Origin of the sequence: Embleya australiensis, from assembly GCF_051903075.1 — a bacterium.
Classification (GTDB): Bacteria; Actinomycetota; Actinomycetes; order Streptomycetales; family Streptomycetaceae; genus Embleya.
Genome location: NZ_CP182422.1, coordinates 7,101,391 through 7,117,762, shown reverse-complemented (window position 1 = coordinate 7,117,762; position 16,372 = coordinate 7,101,391). Strand labels below are relative to the sequence as shown.

The following is a 16,372-nucleotide window of genomic DNA, read 5'->3' as shown; positions in this document are numbered from 1 at the left end:
CCCGCGGAGCGGGTCCCCAAGCCGCTGCGCGGCTTGCGAGCGAAAGGCTGCCGCGTTGCGGCAGCCGGGTGGCGCGTTGCGCCACCCGGTGAAGGACGGCCGCGTTGCGGCCGTCGGAGCCCGCTGCGCGGCCTCCCGGTGTACCGCTGCGCGGTACACCCGAGCCACCCGCTGCGCGGCTGGCTCAAGGCCGCAAGCGGCCTGCCGGCAGCGGCAACCGGGGTGTCTGGGTTACGCTTTCGGGGCTCTGGCTCGTATATCTGATGAGCCATCACATTGGATCTGACGCATCGTCAGCTGTGATTTCCAATGCCTGACTCGACGTCAGTCGCAATCTGACTTGCCGTCATGTGGTGCGGTGGGGTTTCCCACGTCCGAGAAGTCCGGTGGGCTTCGCTTCAGGGTGACACATCGGTACCGAGTCACGCCGTCGGCTTGCATCAAAACATCTTCTACCCGAGTCTGTGATTATGAGCCCCTCGTACCGAGGCGTCGCGCCGAGCGTGACTCTACGCCGTCATCAACGCGAAGCCGTGCAGAACGTAGTCGCCGAGTTCCGGCGTCCGCTCGAGGAATTTCGGCTCGGCGACGGGCCGTACGCGGGCCGGCGGGCCCAGGTCGTGTCCGCCACCGGGTCCGGCAAGACCGACATCGCCGCGGCCGTGGCAGGCGAGGTGGCGCCGCGGGGGCGGGTGCTGGTCCTGGTGCCCACCCTGGGTCTGTTGACCCAGACCATGACCGCGTGGCGGCGCGCGGGGCGCGACGGGCCCATGGTGGCGTTGTGTTCGCTGCCGAACAGCGATCCGGTCCTCGTCGACGCCGGCGCGCGGGCCACCACGAACCCGTACCGCTTCGCCCTCTGGGCGGGCCGTACGCGGCACGTCACGGTCTTCGGGACCTACGCCTCCCTCCGGCAACTCCTGAAGGCCCACAAGGGCAACTACGGCCTCCCGGTACTCCCCTGGACCCTGGTGATCGTCGACGAGGCACACCGCACCAGCGGCTACCTGGGCAAGAAATGGGCCGCCGTCCACGACAACCGACGCCTCCCGGCGCAGCGGCGGCTGTACATGACCGCCACCCCGCGGGTGTGGGACCCACAGGCGCGTAGTGCGTACGCGGCGTTGGGGGCGCGGCCGACGTCGGTGCGGTACGAGGCGCCGGAGGAGTTCGACGACGAGGAGGTCGTCGAGGGCTTCGGGGGCTTGGAGGGGGTCGACGGGGGGTCGGAGGGTCTCGATCTGGTCTTCGATTTCGCCTCCGGTGAGGACGACGGGGACGAGGAGTGGGAGGCGTTCGCCGAGGAGACCCCGGATGAGGCCGAGGAGGAGGTCTCGGGGACTGTCGAGGATGTCGAGGCGGAGGAGCGGCTGGTGGCGATGCCGTTGCCGCCGGGGTTGGTGGCGTCGATGGACGACGAACGCCTCTTCGGCAGGGTGGTGTTCGAACTGCCTCTCGTCGAGGCTTGTCGCCACGGGATCTGTGCGCCTTTTCGGGTGATCCTGGTGGAGGTCACCGATGCCGAGGTGGAGGCCGCGGCGGCGGCGAAGGGCCTCGCGCTCAACAGGAACACGCAACGCCCCCAGGACGCGGAGGAGTTCCGGGGTGCACGGTTGGCGGCGTTGCAGACGGCGTTGCTCAAGACCGCCGCCGAGTACGGGCTGCGGCGCATCCTCACGTTCCATCACCGCGTCAAGGAGGCGCAGGCGTTCGCTGAGGGCCTGCCGAAGGCGTTGGGGCGGCTGCACGCGGCGGATCCGCGGACGTATCCGGGGTCGGTGGGCGCGGGGTGGTTGTACGGCGGTGACGACGCGGAGGTCAAGCGCGAGGCGTTGCGGGTGTTCGAGGCCGGTGTCGACGCGGACGGCGTCGTGGCCGAGCGGTCCTTCCTCGCGAACTGTCGGGTGCTGGGCGAGGGTGTCGACCTGCGGGTGGACACCGTGGTGTTGGCGGATCCGCGCGGTTCGGTGGTGGACATCTGCCAGGTCCTCGGTCGTGCGGTCAGGCCCTCGCCGGAGGGCGACAAGATCGCGTCGATCGTCGTGCCGATCTTCCTGCGCAGGGGCGAGACGCCCGACGACATGCTCGTCTCCCCCACCTGGGCGCCGTTGGCCCGCGTCCTGTACGCGCTGCGGTCCCACGGGACGGATGTCGTCGACGTCCTCGCCGTGCCCCAGGTCGACGGGGCGGCGCAGGAGACGGCCCGCCCGTTCGACGACGGTGACGACGAGTCCGGTGGCGAGGGCGGGCCCGGGGGGCGGGGTTCGCTGGTGTGGTTCTCCTCCCGGCGCGACCCGGTCCGGTTGGCGCGGTTCGTGCGTACCCGTGTCCTGGACCCTCAACGGCGCAACTGGCTGCGGGGGTACGCGGCCGCGGAGCGCTACCGCGAGCGGTTCGGGAATCTCGAGATCCCGCTGCACACGGTCGACATCGACGCGCACGGCGTCACCTTCCCCGTGGGGAGCTGGGTGTCGGAGATGCGGCGCGCGTACGCGAACGGCGGCCTGGATCGGACGCAGATCGCCGAGCTCGAGGCGTTGGGGATGGTGTGGGACGCCTACGACCGGGGGTGGCGGGACGCCCTGGCCCACGCCCGTGAGTACGCCCGGCTGCATGTGGGCCTGGCCGCGCCGGTCGACGCGATCATCGACGGCTTCCCCATCGGACGGCAACTGCAGAAATGGCGCCAGGGCAACGGCATGAAACGCCACCCGGAACGCGCCGAACAACTCGCAGCCATCGACCCCGAATGGAACCCCCGGCACTGGTCGATCGACTGGCAGCGCCACCTCAACCACCTCCGCCACTGGCAACAGACCCACAACCCGCCCGCCGCCCTCGAGGGCGGCGACGGCGCAGCGGCGGGTGGACATGAGCCGGGTGTCGGGGTGGGGGCTGGTGGGTCGTACGGCGCAGCGGCGGGTGCGGGTGGGGTGCCCGACGCGGCGGCGGTTCGAGACGGCGGGGGCGGAGGCGCGGCGGCGGGTGTGGTCGGGCCGGGCGTCGCGGGGCCCGGGCACGGGACGGCGGCGTCCCGGGGTACGACGGCGGGTGGGCATGGATCGGGCGGTGAGGTGGGCCTGGCCGGGCCGCGCGGCGCAGCGGCGGGGGTGGCTGGTGGGGTCGGGGTGCGTAGCGCGGCGGCGGGTGTGGCGGGGCGGGTCGCGGCGGGTGGTGTGGGGGCCGACGTCGGCGGTGGGGCGGCGGGGCCGGCGGCGGTGCGGGAGGTGGTTGTTCCCGGGCCCGGGACGGTGTATCGCGGGGTCGGGATCGGGCGGTGGGTCGAGCGGCAGGTCGCGGGGTGGGCGCGGTTGAACGCGGCGCAGCGGGAGGCGCTGCTCGCGGTGGGCGTTGTGGCGTCGGCCGTCGGGGTGGTGGCGGGGCGGGGCGGGGGGTCGGGTGGGCCGAGGGCGGGGCGCAGTCGGGACGAGGCGTTCGCGGTGGGGTTGGCCGCGGCCGGGGTGTTCTTCGCGCGGGAGGGGCATCTGGAGGTCCCGCGTGGGCACGTCGAGGTTGTGGAGGTGCCCGGGGGTGGCGGGGTCGAGGAGGTGCGGTTGGGGGTGTGGGTCACCAACACCCGGGCGCGGCGCGGGAAGTTGACGGGTGAGCGGATCGCCGCGTTGGACGCGATCGGGATGCGGTGGACGTGACGTCGGGTGTGAGATCCGGCGTGAGGTTCAGGGTGCGGTGTCGGTTCTCGTCGAGGGTGGTTCGGGGTGGGGGCTTTGCTCGATGAAGGTGAGTGTCTGGTGGTCCAAATCGAGTTCAACTGTGCCGCCGTTGTGCTTGCGGATCTGACGCCATACGTCGTAGCCGGTCATGATTGCTTTTTCCCAGTCGGCGGCTCTGAGGACGTTGACTTCCAGGTGGGCGGTCATCTGGTCGATCGTGTCGAGGAGTTCGTGGTCGACGTGGCGGGTGTCTTCGAAGAAGCCGTGGCGCGTGGCGTAGGTGAAGACCAGGGCGGATACGCCTTCTTCGATGGCGATTGCGCGGCCTCCGTCTTCGGCTTCGTCGACGCCGGGACGACTGCGGCGTTTGCGCTCCAGGAGGAAGCGGGTGACGGGCGACCAGCCTAGGACTGCGGCGTGCGCAAGGTGGAAGGCGTCGTGGAAGCGGTAGTCGTCCTCGATGTGGGATGCGCTGGTGAGGGGGTCACCTGCTTGGCTGCCGTCCTCACGGGTGAGTCGGACGCGGTTGTCTTCGGTGGGGGTGAACGTGAGGGTTGTGCGGCGGGGAAGTTGCTCGTGGGGCGGGTAGTCGGCGTCGAAGTGGACGCGTTCGAGGTCGGGGGTGACGCGCCATCGGTCCTTGGCCTTTTCGAGGCTGGCGGCGGCGACGTCCTCGAGGTCGAGGTCCAGTCGGTGGGCCAGGGCGGCGACGTACCACAGGACGTCGCCGAGTTCTTCGCGTAGTTGTTGGCGTCCGGTGGTCGTGCCGTCGCGCATACGCTTTTTGTAGGCCGTTGCGACCGAGCCGACTTCACCGACGAGACCGAAGAGGGGCACGAGGACGGGGTCGGCGTCCGGGGTGGGCGGTTGCAGGGTTTTCAGGGCGGCCTGCTGGTAGCGGGCGAGGTGCACGTACCCTCCGTCTAGCGAGTTAGGCGACAAGTCTGTCGGATTTCCCGACACGCTTGGTATGCTAGATGACGTCAGCCCGGCTGTCCGGGAGTCGCGAACACGGGCGGGTGTCGCCATGCCGGACGGAAGCGTCAGGGAGATCGTCGACGTCGTCGTGGAGCTTCTGGCGGAGCAGCAGGGTCGATCGGTCGACGAGTTGTACGAGGAACTTTCGTCCCAGGGTGCGGAGTTGCCGGTGGACTCCGTGTTGATCGTGGAGATCCTGACCCGTGTCGAAAACCGTTTTGGCGTGACGATCAGCGCGGATGCCGAGGCCGGAAGATCTCTGCGCTCCGTGTGGGCTTTCGCCGAGACCGTCCACGAAGCCGTCCCCGCGAAGGAGGGGCTGTCATGACCGCCGTATCCGAGCCTGCGGACGACGATGTCGAGCGTGCCCGGCTCGGGCAACGATTGAGGAGCACCCGCGATTATCTGGGCCTGTCCCAGCAGCAGGTGGCCGAACGGACCGGCATCCCCCGTTCGGCTGTCAGTGACATCGAGCGCGGAGTGCGCAAGGTGGACACGATGGAGTTGAAGAAGCTGGCGCGCCTCTACCGGTTGTCCGCGTCCTACTTCCTGGACGAGGACGAAGACGCGGATGCCGGTGAGCACGCCTTGGCGGGGATGCCTCGGACTCGCAAGGACTTGACGGAAGGGGACCGGATCGAGGTGGCCAGGTTCATCCAGTACCTCAAGGCTCGGCGTGCGGCCGAGGCGGAGGCGGAGTCCTCGGACGCTTCGGATGGGCCGTCGGCGTCCCCGGAGCTCCTTTGAGTTGGGACGAGGCGCACGGGATCGCGATGATCGCCGCAGCGCACGCCCACCAGAGCCTGAGGGTTCCCCGCGACGACTATGTGGACGTGTTCGCCGCTTTGAAGGCTGCGAATGTGGAAGTTGTCGCTCGAAAGTTGGGTCCGTTGTTGGGGTTCTACCTCGCGTCGGGCGACGGCGGGCCGGCTTGTCTGCTCAACGAGGGCTTGGTTGAAACCGACATCCGACACACCCTGGCTCACGAACTGGGCCATCACGTCCTGGGACACGGGACGACCCTGGATCACGACGGGGACAGGAGGTGGGGACGTTGGGGTGAGGACTGGCCGGAGCACGAGAAAGCCGCCGAAGCCTTCGCGTCCTGGTTTCTGATGCCGTTGCCGGCCGTCCGTGCGGCCTGCGCGCGTGTCGGTGTACGGCACCCGTCCAGCCCTGCGGACGTCTATCGGATCGCGCGCTGGCTGGGCACTCCCTACGCCACCACGGTGCGACACCTGGTCCGGCTCAAGGCCATCGGACGATCCACCGAGAGGATGTGGGTGAAAAACGCTCCGGCGGATCTGAAGAACCTGCTCGCGCACGGGCTCGGAATCTCCCCTCGGGCCCATGTCCACGCCCTGGGGCGTGGTGCTCATGATGCGCACATACGTGTGGCCGCCGGGGATCTGCTCTTGTTGGACTTCAGCGGTGCCTGGGACGCGATCCCTCCCGGCTTCGCGAACGAGGATCCGTCCGACCAGACGCAACTTTCTTGGGAGGGTGGCCCCGACGGCAACCGCGCCCTGTGGGTCACCGAAGAGTTGAACGGCGTTTCCACCCTGACTGCCACCTCCGGCGACGAGATCTTCCACGTCACCGTGTCCCCGGTACCGCGACGTCATGGCTCCGATCACTTCTGGGAGTCGTAGCCCGAACGCCGCGCGCCAGTGCTCCGTCGAGGGGAGACAGAAAGTGCACACCTTCACCGTCGACGCTCCCGACGTGTCCTCCGCCTGGCTGAGGGCCTGCGGGCGCCTGGCCGAATTCCCGGGCGCGAAGGGCTACCACACCGTCGTGCGCATCTCCGATCCGCGGCACGAACATCCAGATATGCGAGCCGAGTTGGAGCGCCTGCGCATCGCCAAGGACAAGTACCCGATGGAAGCGGTGATCAACACCCTCTTCCCCGCCGCGCTTGCTGCCTCCAGCAAGGATCACGCCGAGTTGGCCCGACGCTATCTCGCCATGTACGAGCGGCTGCGCAAAGCCGATCGGCGCAACGTCCACGGCACCTACTTCGGGCGGCTGGTGGGCCACCCCGGCCGCGACGGGAACACGGCTCCGGTCGACCAGTTGGGTGTGCTCATCGCGCGGCTACGGCAGCTCAGCCGCAGCAGTCGCTGGAACGCGGTGTACGAGGCCGGCACCGTCCACGTCGAGGACGGTCCGCCGCCGGTCGAGGAGGCTCCGACCGACCTGCCCATCCGCGACCTCGGGGGCGACACCCAGATGCTGGACTTTCCCTGCCTGAGTCACGTCTCGTTCCAGCTGGAGAGCGGCGCCGGCATCGTCCACACGGTCGCCTACTACCGCAGCCACTACATGTTCGACCGCGCCTACGGCAACTACCTGGCGCTCGGCAAGCTCAACGCCTGGGTCGCCGAGCAGGCGGGTCTGCGTCCGGGAAGTCTGATGGTCGTGGCAGGCGTGGCACGTCTGGATTGCACTCGAGAGATCCTCGCCCGGGTGAACAGGGCGCAGCAGCAAGAAGACCTGTTCGCTCCCCAGGGTTGACGCTCAGGGGCACGCCGACGCTCCGGCCGCACTCTCTGTCCCGGGCGCGTCGGCGCCGCCCAGTCCCCACTTCGGGGGAAACCACGGTGTCAACGGCGCGGAGTCGGCGCGGTAGACCTGCTTGATCCGTGCGCGGCCGCTGATCCCGGCGACGTCGGGGTGCGCGACCCTGGCGTACTTGTCGACCTCGCAGAACAGGTTCTGGCAGTCGATCAGTTGGAGTCGGCGGCGGCCTCCCAGCCGCACCGGTTCCAGGCCCAGTCGGGCGAAGTGCTCCTCCTGGGTGTCGGTCATGTAGTGGATGACCTCCGCCTCGATGCCGTCCGCCGCCGCACCGAACGCCTTGCGGATGCCGTCCTTGGCACCCGGGCCGGGCACGACGAAGTCGCCTTCCTCGAAGGGCATCTCGGCCGCGTAGTTCAGGTCGATCACGTACTGGTAGGCCAGGAACGGGCCGATCGCCGGGTAGCCGAGCAGGATCCGGTACGCCTCCTGGAGGCTCTTCGCCGCCAGTACCCGCGCGGGCGCGTTCGTGGCCATCATCGTCTCCAGCACGCGCAGGTGATTGGCGTGCTTGCGCGGCTCCCCCATGGCCGGCGGCGGGGTGATGTAGGCCGCCGAGTACAGCCGCCCACCGGACGCGAACGCCTTCGACAACACTTCGTCGTAACGACCGAAGTCGTAGTCCGCCCACGTCGGCGTCCCGCCGAGCGCGCCCACCAACAACTCCCACGTGGACGCCTTGTTGAAGAACTTGAACAACAGCGTGCGGAAGAACACCTCCTCCCAGCGCTGATCACCCCGGTAACTCACCCCCGCGATCAGCTGCTGACTGACGCGATCCGCCGCGCGGAAGCAGTTGGTGAACCGGTGACGGGCCAGAATCGGGTCGCTCGTCCACGGCGCGGGCGCGCCGGCCACCCGGGCGCGATACACCCGGTCGCGCAGCACGGCGAACCGCCAGTAGGTGTCGAAGACCGCCGTCGGCCGCAACCGCCGCCCCGCCACGACCACCTCGTCGCGGGCGCGATGAGCATGTTCCTCGGCAGCGGGGCTGGCCAGCAGGGAAGGCATGCGTTTGAATATATATTCAATCTATAGTCGATGAACAGGGGCGCCGCCGTGGGCAGGTCCGTGGAGCGGGTCCATCAGGGGACGCGGCGCAAGGTCCTGCTCACCTGGCCGCAGGAGATCGACGCCCGCCTCGACCTTCTGGTGCGCATGGCCACCGAGGCGGGCGAGCGCACCAACCGGTCCGAACTGCTGGCCGCCCTGATCGCCTCCACCGAGACGACCCCGAAGAAACTCGCGGACACGCTGCGCGCCTATCGACGACTGGACCCGGAGACGTTCACCGCCGCCCACGACCGGCCCGATCTGCCCACCGTGCGCCGCACCGGACCCAAGACCACGAGCGGGGACACCACCGCGCCCACGCCGTAGCCGCACGCCCCCGCGGCCGCCGCCACGTGGACCGGCCCGCCGGCGGCAGATGTTCCCGCCCGGTCCGCACCGCACGGGTGAACCACCACCGCGTCTCGACGCGGCGTCCGACGAAGGCAACGACACGCGGGTTCAACCCCCCCACACGACACCGAGGACACGGCCCGACCCCCACGACCACGCGCCGGCCGCAACAGGAGCCCCCGGCAGTCGAAGACGGCTCACCCTCGGCGGAACGGGGCACGACATCGCGTGCTCTACCGCTCGCCGCCCCCGTACACCGCACCGCCGGGCCGGCCCCACTCGCGGTTGCGGGTCTGTAAATCGAACGGTGTAACGGGGTTGATGTAGTGGTCAGTTGCGTCCGGCGGACAGGCGTCCGTCGAAGGCGATGTCGAAGGCGTTCAGGGCTGCTTTCCAGCGCATGGTCCAGCGTTTGCGGCCCTGACCGGTAGGGTCGAGCGACATGATCGCCATATAGACGCACTTGAGGGCGGCCTGCTCGTTGGGGAAGTGTCCGCGCGCCTTGACCGCCCGCCGGATCCGCGCGTTGACCGACTCGATCGCGTTGGTCGAGCAGATCACCGTGCGGATCTCCGTGTCGAAGCTCAGGAACGGTACAAACTCCGACCAGGCGTTCTCCCACAGCCGTACGATCGCCGGGTACTTCTTCCCCCAGGCGTCGGTGAACTCCACGAAGCGTTCGAGTGCGGCCTCCTCGGTCGGAGCCTGATAGACCGGCCGCAGGGCCTTGGCGATCTTGTCCCAGTCCTGCCGTCCGGCATAGCGAAAACTGTTCCGCAGGAGATGGACGACGCAGGTCTGGACCACGGTCCGCGGCCAGACGGCCTCGACGCTGTCGGGCAGACCTCTGAGCCCGTCGCAGACGAGCATGAGCACGTCCTCGACGCCGCGGTTCCTGATCTCGGTCAGCACGTGGAGCCAGAACTTGGCCCCTTCCGCGCCCGTCGCCGGCCCACAGGCCGAGGATGTCGCGGTGGCCCTCGGCGGTGACCGCCAACGCGACGTAGATCGGCCGGTTGGCGACCTTGCCGTCGCGGACCTTCACGTTGATGCAGTCCACGAACACGACCGGGTAGACGCGGTCGAGCGGCCGGTTCTGCCACTCGGCCATCCCGTCGAGGACCTTGTCGGTGATCGTGGAGATCGTCTGCCGCGACACGTCGGCCCCGTAGACCTCGGCCAGGTGGGCCCGGACCTCGCCGGTGGTCAGACCTTTCGCGGACAACGAGATCACCATCTCGTCCACCCCCGACAGACGCCGCTGCCGTTTACGGACGATCCTCGGCTCGAACGACCCCTCGCGGTCTCGCGGCACCGATATCTCCACCGGGCCCACATCGGTCAACACCGTCTTCGCGCGGGTGCCGTTGCGCGAGTTCCCGCTGTTGTCCCCGGCCGGATCGTGCTTCTCATACCCGAGGTGGTCGGTGATCTCACCCTCGAGAGCGGACTCGAGGATCCGCTTGGTCAGCTGCTGAAGCAGCCCACCCTCACCCACCAGATCCAGACCTTGGGCACGGGCCCGGCCCACCAGCTCGTCGATCAACCGGCCGTCCACAGCGTCATCGACGACACCTCCAACCGGGCTGTCCTGCACAGGCTCTGACATCACGTCAGTCATCTCTCGGCGTCACTTTCATGATCAAGTTCCACCGTTAGTTTTACAGTCCCGCGGTTGCCGGATCGGGCGGGTCCACCGCACGTCGCGGAAACCAACGGCCCAGCCGAGGCGCGACACAGGGCGCACCCACGCGCGAGTTCGCTGGTGGAATCCCTTACGTGGACGACTCCCACGTCTTGGCGAAGATTCGTTCCAGGGTCCGATACATGGGCGAGGACACGGGGTACTTGACGACCGCGCAGTGTCGGCCGTGCTCGTGCGCCGAGTAGGGCGTGAAGTAGGCCGCCCGTTCGGTCAGACACACCCGCCCGATGTGCGGGGCGTCGAACCTTCTGAGTTCGATCGTGCCCGCACTCGTGTACGGGGCCACGAACGCGACGTTGGTCTCGATCTGAGTGTGCAACAGGCCCGAGCCGTGACTGCGATCGAACGTCGCGAGTTCCGCCTCGCGGTCGGTCGTCCAGCGGGCGTCCCGGCCGGTTCCGGTACACGGCAGCAGGAGCCGGACCCGGCGCCCGGTCGTACCCGCGGCCGCCAGGAGAGGAGCGAAAGTATCCCGCTGCAGCTCGTTTCCCCGGCCGGTCAACAGGTCCACGCGACGAGCGCGCGCCAACTCCCTGCGGAAATCCTCGTCCGCCTCGACCTTCGTCGGCCACGTCTGACCGAAATCACCACGCGTCAATCGCGCTACCGCCCGGATCAACAACCAACGAAAACGTCCCGACCACAACACCGCGAGTGTGACGGTCAGCCCCGTGGCCGCGAGTGAGGACAACACCCCCATCAAGAACTCGTTCACCACCCACCCCCTCGCACGTCATACCCCGCCGCCCGCTCCGACCAAGCCCCGGGAAGACGAACAACACATGCGATTCGCGACATCGGCGCCACCCGAGCGGATGCGCGACTCCTTTGGCGGCCGGGAACGATTCGTGACGACCGCGTCGCCGGCCACAGGCCGGCTCGCGTCACAAGGGAATAGGTTCCCGGCCGATGTTCGTCGAATCGGTCGGGGACCGGTCGGTCGTGCCGCCCGAGAACGCACACGTGCGCCAGCCCACCCATCGAGCCCGTGTCTTGCTCGCCGCTCCCGTTGCACGGTTCGTCGACGCGTGGGGAGGCCGGGTGGGCCCCTGAGCCGAGCAGAAGCGTGACGAGTGAAGGGACGGCGCAGCGGGGCGCTACGGGGCGCGGGCGTCACCGTGCCACTGGTCGAGGCGGTCGGGGAACTCGGATGCGTCGTGCGGGGTGCGTTGTTTATTCAGGATCCGGTCGGTGAGTTCGACGGTGGCGAGGTACCACCAGAAGATCCAGTCGAGGAAGGCGTCGTCGTAGTCGGCGCGTTGGTCGGCGCGGCCGTGGCGCAGGTCGTATCGGTTGGCGATTTCGAAGAGGAATCCGTCGTCGGGTTTCCCGGCCTCGGTCTTGATGAGGTCGCGGCGTTGTTCGAGGATTCGGGCGAGGGCGACGATGGCCGAGCGTTTGTGGTCGCGGGTGGCCCCGCGTGCGCGGAACAGGGCGATGGCGTGCTCGGTGCTCGCGCGTGTTCGCGGGTCGGGTGTGTTCAGGACCCGGTGGACGAGGTCGCCGCGGGCGTCGTCGGTGAGGGCGACCAGTCGGCCGAGGTCCTCGCCCTCGTCGGCGAGTCGGTAGTCGATGCCGGCGTCGTGGAGGAGGTTGTTGATCCTCCATCGGTACAGGGCGCGGCCGGGGGCGGCGTTGAACTCCTTGTGGTGCCAGCCGCAGCCGGAGTAGGAGTGCATGTCGCGGTTGCGGGGGCGCGAGACCAGGTCGTGGAAGACCTCGATCAGGCCGAAGAAAACGTCGTCGTCCCATGCGTCGGGGTCCAGGGGCCACAGGTTCGCGTGTCCGAGGTGGCGGTCCAGGATCCGGGAGCGGTCCGGGAGCGGATCGGGGTCGTCGACGCAGTCCCGGCCGAAGACCTCGACCAGGTAGCCGTTGGTGTCGAGTTCTTCGACGAGGCGAGCGAACTCGCGGCGTTCGCCGCCCTTGTGGCGTGCGTGGTCGGACGGGGCGCCGTGGCGTTGAGGCCAGTACGGGCGCGGTCGGCGGGCGTGGCGCAGTTCGGCTGCGCGGTCGATCAACTCGCGCAGCCAGGTGCGTTGGGTGTACGCGGGAGGCGCCTGTCCCGCGGGCGGTTTCGGGGACCAGGGGTCGTCGTCGGCCCAGATGGTGGAGGATTCGCCGACCTCGTCGAAGTCGCCCACCGCCGTGGTGCCGGCGAACGCCTCGCCCAACAGCAGTCGTGCGCGTTCGACCCACTGACGGTGGTCCGAACGCGAGATGCGCTCGGCCTCGGCCGTGAACAACGCGGTGGGCCACACGAGTTCGTACACGCTCACATCCAGCACGGGACCATCCTGGCCGAGTGTGTACGGGATCGTCCCCGAATTAGCGCGGCTGCGTGCGGGGTCGCGACCTTGCCGTCGTCGGTCGGGCGCTGTGCAGTTCGATCGGGGGTGAGGGGGCGGTGAGGCCTGGCTGCCATTCCATGCCGAGTGCCTGCAGGGCGTCGAGTTCCGGGCGGGACAGGCGTGTGACGTGGTCGGGGTCGCGCAGGGCGGCGATCGCGGCGCCGAGGGGGATGCGGTCGCGGCGGACGCGTTCGACGTGGTCGGCGGGTACGCGCAGGTGACCGTGGGTGCGACGGAACCGGCGGGCGGCGCGCAGGAGGTGGCAGAACTCCTTCTCCCCCGAACTGCGGGGATTGCGCAGGCCGATGGCGAGGGGGTCCGCGGGCAGGAGACCGGCGAGTTGCTCGCGCTGGCCCGAACGCAGCGCGGGGAAGGCGTCGAACTGGGCGTCCAGCCATCGGGTCAGGTCGTCGGCCTCGGCCTGGGCGTGGGTGAGGGGGATGGCCAGGGCGCCGCCGCGGGCCCGAACGAGGGCGGCGGCGTGCATTCGCTGCCAGGCGTGCGGCCAGGCGGGGTTCCAGTGGCGGTCGATGCCGGCCAGCGCCTGGGCGTAGCGGCGGGGCAGGGTGCCGGCCGTGTGCTTGGCGCGTTGGTGTTCGAGCCAGGCGCCCAGGGGTTGTTTGCGGAAGGTCTCGGTCGGTTCGGGGAGCAGGTGGCCGTGTCGGTGGCGCCAGGCGCGGGCGAGGGCGAGGTGGTGCTCGGCGCTGTCGGCGGAGTGGGGCCAGCTCATGCCGAGTTGGGCCAGGGCGCAGATGCGTTCTGGGGCGAGGTTGCCGGCGGCTTTGAGGGAGCGCTGATAGCCGATCCACCAGCCCAGTTGGAAGCCGTTCTCGTCGATGTGGTCGCTGTCGACGTCGAGTAGGCCGTGGCGGGCGTGGTGGCGGGCGGCGGCATCCAGGCCCTGGAGCCACAGATCGGGAGAGGGGTCCATGGTGCGTAGCCCGAGGTGGGCGGCGATCTCGTCGGCGCGTTCGGGGTGGGGTGCGGGCAGCGGGGTGTGTTCGAGGGGTTCTCGGCCGTTGCGGGCGATGCGGTGGAACAGGTGCTCGTCGTGGGCGCGCAGGGCGATCATGACTTGGTAGAGCAGGTGGTAGGGCGTGCCGAAGGTGGCGTCCCGGGGGTGTTCGCCGGGTCCGAAGAACACCGGGATGATCAGGGTCGAGCATTTGGACATGCCCGGGGCCAGGCGCAGCGCGCGGCCCACGCCCTGGACGATGTCGATCGTGCTGGACTTGGGGTCGGCGAACAGGACCGAGTCGGCCAGGGGGAAGTCGACGCCCTCGATGGCCAGTCGGCAGTTGCAGAGCACTTCCAGGTCGGTCGCGTGCCGGCCGGGGGCGAGGTCGCGGGGCGGGCGGGCGAAGCGGTCCATGCGGCGGCGGCGCTCGGCGGGTGTGTGGCGGGAGTGGACGGCGGTCGCGCACAGGCCCTGGGCGTGGCGGCCTCCGGCGTGGCGGGCGGTGTCCAGGAGGGTGTCGGCGAAGGCGTCGGCATGGCTGATCGCGCGGGAGAAGACCACGGTGCGGCTGATGCCGTGCAGTTCGCGGGCGCGTAGCAGGGCGAGTTGGGCGCCGGCGATGCGCATGCCGCCGGCGGCCGGGTCGTCGTCGTGGTCGGGGCGGCCGGCGAGCAGGGTGCGCAGTTGGGTGTCGTGGATCTCGGGGGCGCAGATGCGGTAGTCGGCGAGTTGGCCCTCCTCGATGGCCTGGGCCAGGGAGTAGCGGAAGACGACGGGCCCGTACAGGGATTGGTCGTCCATGGAGGCGATGGGCTCGTGGGAGAGGGGGCGGGTGACGTCCCAGATCCTGGGGGTGGCGGTGAGGTAGAGGCGGTGGCGGGCGGGGACGGCGTCGTCGTCGTGGATGGCGGCCCATTGCTTGCCCAGGGCTCCCGCGGTGCGGTGGGCCTCGTCGACGACGACGATGTCCCAGCGCGGCAGGGCGAGGTGGAGGTGGGCTTCGATGATCCTGGGGAGGGAGGCGTAGGTGGCGAAGACGGTGACCGGGCCGTCGGCGGTGCGTACGGCTCGGGCCAGGACGGCGGGATCGGTGGTCATGGTCATCAGGCCCTGCAGGGCGGGGTCGGCGGGCTTGTCGTCGCTGAACAGGCCGACGTAGGTGCCGGGTCGGCCTCGGGCGTACCAGCTTCCGGCGGTCTGCTGGAGCAGCGGTCGGGTCGGGCACAGGACCAGGGCTCGCCCGTGGGGGGCGCGCCGGTGGGCGATGCCCAGGGCGATGAGGGTCTTGCCCGTCCCACAGGGCGAGACGAGGGTGCACCGCGCGGCGCCCAGGGCGAAGGCGTTGCCGGCGGCGTCGATGGCGTCCTGCTGGCGGCCGCGCGGTTCGATGGTCAGGTCGTGGACGCGTGGTGGCGGCAAAGGGGGGCCTCCCGGCGGCGCCGGCGCGGCGCCGTGCGGATGCGGCGCCGTCGAAGTGCAGCGTGGGGGAGGAATCGACGGGCGGGGCGGCCCCTGCCGGGGGTTCGCTCGTTCGAGTGAACAGCTCTGGTGGCGATCGGTGTCGGCGTGCTATCCGGCCGTGGAGGGCGGAACGCGCGAAGGGGCGGCGGCGGTGGCCGGAGGGTGGGTGGAGGCCGGGACGTGGGGCTCCTCGCGCGGTTGGCCGCTCGCGGTGCGGTTCGTCGCGGACGAGTCCACCGGCTCTTTCCTGTCGCGGTTCGCCCGGGCCAACGGCCGCGGCGTCGGGGACCTCCTGCAGGATGTGGGCGAGGGTGGGATCGGGCGGTCGCCGGTCGAGCCGTGCCTGGCGGAGGTCTACCTCAGCCGCCCGGCCCTGGAGCGGCTCGCGGTGCTGACCGGCCGCCGGGCGCAGGTGCTGCAGCGGGCGCTACCGAACCTGCGCGATCCGCTGCTGCTGGCGGACGAGGGACCGCGGTGGCACTACCCGTGGACGCCCGCGGCGGGGTCGCTGGTGCGTGCCTGCCCCCGGTGCGCCGCCTCCCGGGGAGCCGACGGCGCGTGGGTGGTGGCGCGGGACCCGTGGCGGGTGTGTCTGCGGCATCGGCGGTGGACGGACGCGGTCCGCGCCGGCGGGCCGGCCTGGTTCGACCTGGCCGCGCTGCCCGAGGTCACCGCCGCCCGACTCGGGTGCCTGCGCCTGGAACGGCGCTTCGGGCCCACCGGGGCGGCGTTGGTGGCCGACGCGTTCGCGATCGCCGGATGGTGGTGGCGCCGCGCGCCGCAGGCGCCGTGTTGGCGCCGCCGCGAGCGGTGTCTGGGGGTGGGCCCCGGTGCGGTGCGCACCGCCGTCCTGGTCGTGACGCCCGAGGCGTTCGCCCTCGCCCGGCTGCTGTTGCGGCACGAGCGGGTCCGCGGTGCGCAGGGCGGGCAGGACGTCGCTGCCGAAGCCGAACTGTTGTGCGCGGCGCGGGCGGTGGCCGGACGGTTGCCGCTGGCGCCGCGGGTGGCGCAGCAACCGGTGGCGGAGTGGTTGGCCCGCCACCACCGCATCCTCTCGGGGACCGAGGACCACGGCGGGGTGCGGGTGGGCCGACGCGAGCCGGTGCGCTGCCTCGTCCACGGTCGGGACGAGGCGCAGGCCTGTCTGAGGGAACGCACGTGCCTGCCCTGGCAGTGGAGCGACCTGCACACACGACCGTGAACGCCCCGGCGGCCGGGCTGTGTTCGGGCGGCGAGCGATTGCCGGCCCCGCCCCGGGCGTGGG

General features: G+C 70.2%; 12 protein-coding genes and 1 pseudogene. 7 read left to right on the top strand and 6 right to left on the bottom strand.

Translation table 11 applies throughout. The annotated features are described in order from the left end of the window. Nucleotides 1-470 precede the first annotated feature (470 nt). Nucleotides 471-3,650 (top strand): Helicase associated domain protein, encoded by a 3,180-nt coding sequence (locus ACMXN5_RS30390; RefSeq protein ID WP_439673348.1) that lies wholly within the window; start codon nucleotides 471-473, stop codon nucleotides 3,648-3,650. 27 nt (nucleotides 3,651-3,677) lie between these two features. On the opposite strand, the gene ACMXN5_RS30385 is transcribed toward ACMXN5_RS30390, so the two are convergent. After that, the gene (locus ACMXN5_RS30385; protein WP_439673349.1) at nucleotides 3,678-4,583 is read right to left on the bottom strand and encodes a nucleoside triphosphate pyrophosphohydrolase family protein; all 906 of its coding nucleotides are present in this window, start codon (nucleotides 4,581-4,583) and stop codon (nucleotides 3,678-3,680) included. A gap of 115 nt (nucleotides 4,584-4,698) precedes the next feature. Between ACMXN5_RS30385 and ACMXN5_RS30380 the strand changes: the two genes are divergently transcribed. From ACMXN5_RS30380 to ACMXN5_RS30365, 4 genes are read left to right on the top strand one after another with little or no spacing between them, the layout of a single operon-like run. Beyond that, nucleotides 4,699-4,977 (top strand): phosphopantetheine-binding protein, encoded by a 279-nt coding sequence (locus ACMXN5_RS30380; RefSeq protein WP_439673350.1) that lies wholly within the window; start codon nucleotides 4,699-4,701, stop codon nucleotides 4,975-4,977. Next, nucleotides 4,974-5,396, top strand: coding sequence for a helix-turn-helix domain-containing protein (locus ACMXN5_RS30375; protein WP_439673351.1), 423 nt, complete (start codon nucleotides 4,974-4,976; stop codon nucleotides 5,394-5,396). The genes ACMXN5_RS30380 and ACMXN5_RS30375 overlap by 4 nt, the downstream gene beginning before the upstream one ends. 26 nt (nucleotides 5,397-5,422) lie before the next feature. Further along, nucleotides 5,423-6,301, top strand: a complete 879-nt coding sequence (locus ACMXN5_RS30370) for an ImmA/IrrE family metallo-endopeptidase (RefSeq protein WP_439673352.1) — start codon at nucleotides 5,423-5,425, stop codon at nucleotides 6,299-6,301. Nucleotides 6,302-6,344: 43 nt separating this feature from the next. Then, nucleotides 6,345-7,166 carry a hypothetical protein gene (locus ACMXN5_RS30365; RefSeq protein ID WP_439673353.1) on the top strand — a complete coding sequence of 274 codons (822 nt, stop codon included), beginning with the start codon at nucleotides 6,345-6,347 and terminating at the stop codon, nucleotides 7,164-7,166. A gap of 3 nt (nucleotides 7,167-7,169) precedes the next feature. Here the strand turns inward: ACMXN5_RS30365 and ACMXN5_RS30360 are convergent, their stop codons facing one another. Then, nucleotides 7,170-8,240 (bottom strand): nucleotide kinase domain-containing protein, encoded by a 1,071-nt coding sequence (locus ACMXN5_RS30360; protein ID WP_439673354.1) that lies wholly within the window; start codon nucleotides 8,238-8,240, stop codon nucleotides 7,170-7,172. 30 nt (nucleotides 8,241-8,270) lie between these two features. On the opposite strand from ACMXN5_RS30360, the gene ACMXN5_RS30355 reads away from it, so the two are divergent. Continuing rightward, nucleotides 8,271-8,609, top strand: a complete 339-nt coding sequence (locus ACMXN5_RS30355) for a hypothetical protein (protein ID WP_439673355.1) — start codon at nucleotides 8,271-8,273, stop codon at nucleotides 8,607-8,609. 354 nt (nucleotides 8,610-8,963) lie between these two features. Here ACMXN5_RS30355 and ACMXN5_RS30350 read toward each other — a convergent pair. The 4 genes and pseudogenes from ACMXN5_RS30350 to ACMXN5_RS30335 form a co-directional block, all read right to left on the bottom strand. Then, nucleotides 8,964-10,242: pseudogene (locus tag ACMXN5_RS30350) on the bottom strand (IS256 family transposase). 166 nt (nucleotides 10,243-10,408) lie between these two features. Continuing rightward, on the bottom strand, nucleotides 10,409-11,053 hold the full coding sequence (locus tag ACMXN5_RS30345) for a hypothetical protein (protein ID WP_439673357.1): 645 nt from the start codon (nucleotides 11,051-11,053) through the stop codon (nucleotides 10,409-10,411). A 382-nt stretch (nucleotides 11,054-11,435) separates the two neighbouring features. After that, entirely contained in the window at nucleotides 11,436-12,626 is a 1,191-nt protein-coding gene (locus tag ACMXN5_RS30340; protein ID WP_439673358.1) for a hypothetical protein, read from the bottom strand. A 40-nt stretch (nucleotides 12,627-12,666) separates the two neighbouring features. Next, nucleotides 12,667-15,066 (bottom strand): Helicase associated domain protein, encoded by a 2,400-nt coding sequence (locus ACMXN5_RS30335; RefSeq protein WP_439673359.1) that lies wholly within the window; start codon nucleotides 15,064-15,066, stop codon nucleotides 12,667-12,669. A 160-nt stretch (nucleotides 15,067-15,226) separates the two neighbouring features. Here ACMXN5_RS30335 and ACMXN5_RS30330 point away from each other — a divergent pair, with 160 nt between their 5' ends. Beyond that, nucleotides 15,227-16,309, top strand: a complete 1,083-nt coding sequence (locus tag ACMXN5_RS30330; protein ID WP_439673360.1) for a TniQ family protein — start codon at nucleotides 15,227-15,229, stop codon at nucleotides 16,307-16,309. The last annotated feature ends 63 nt before the right edge of the window (nucleotides 16,310-16,372 follow it).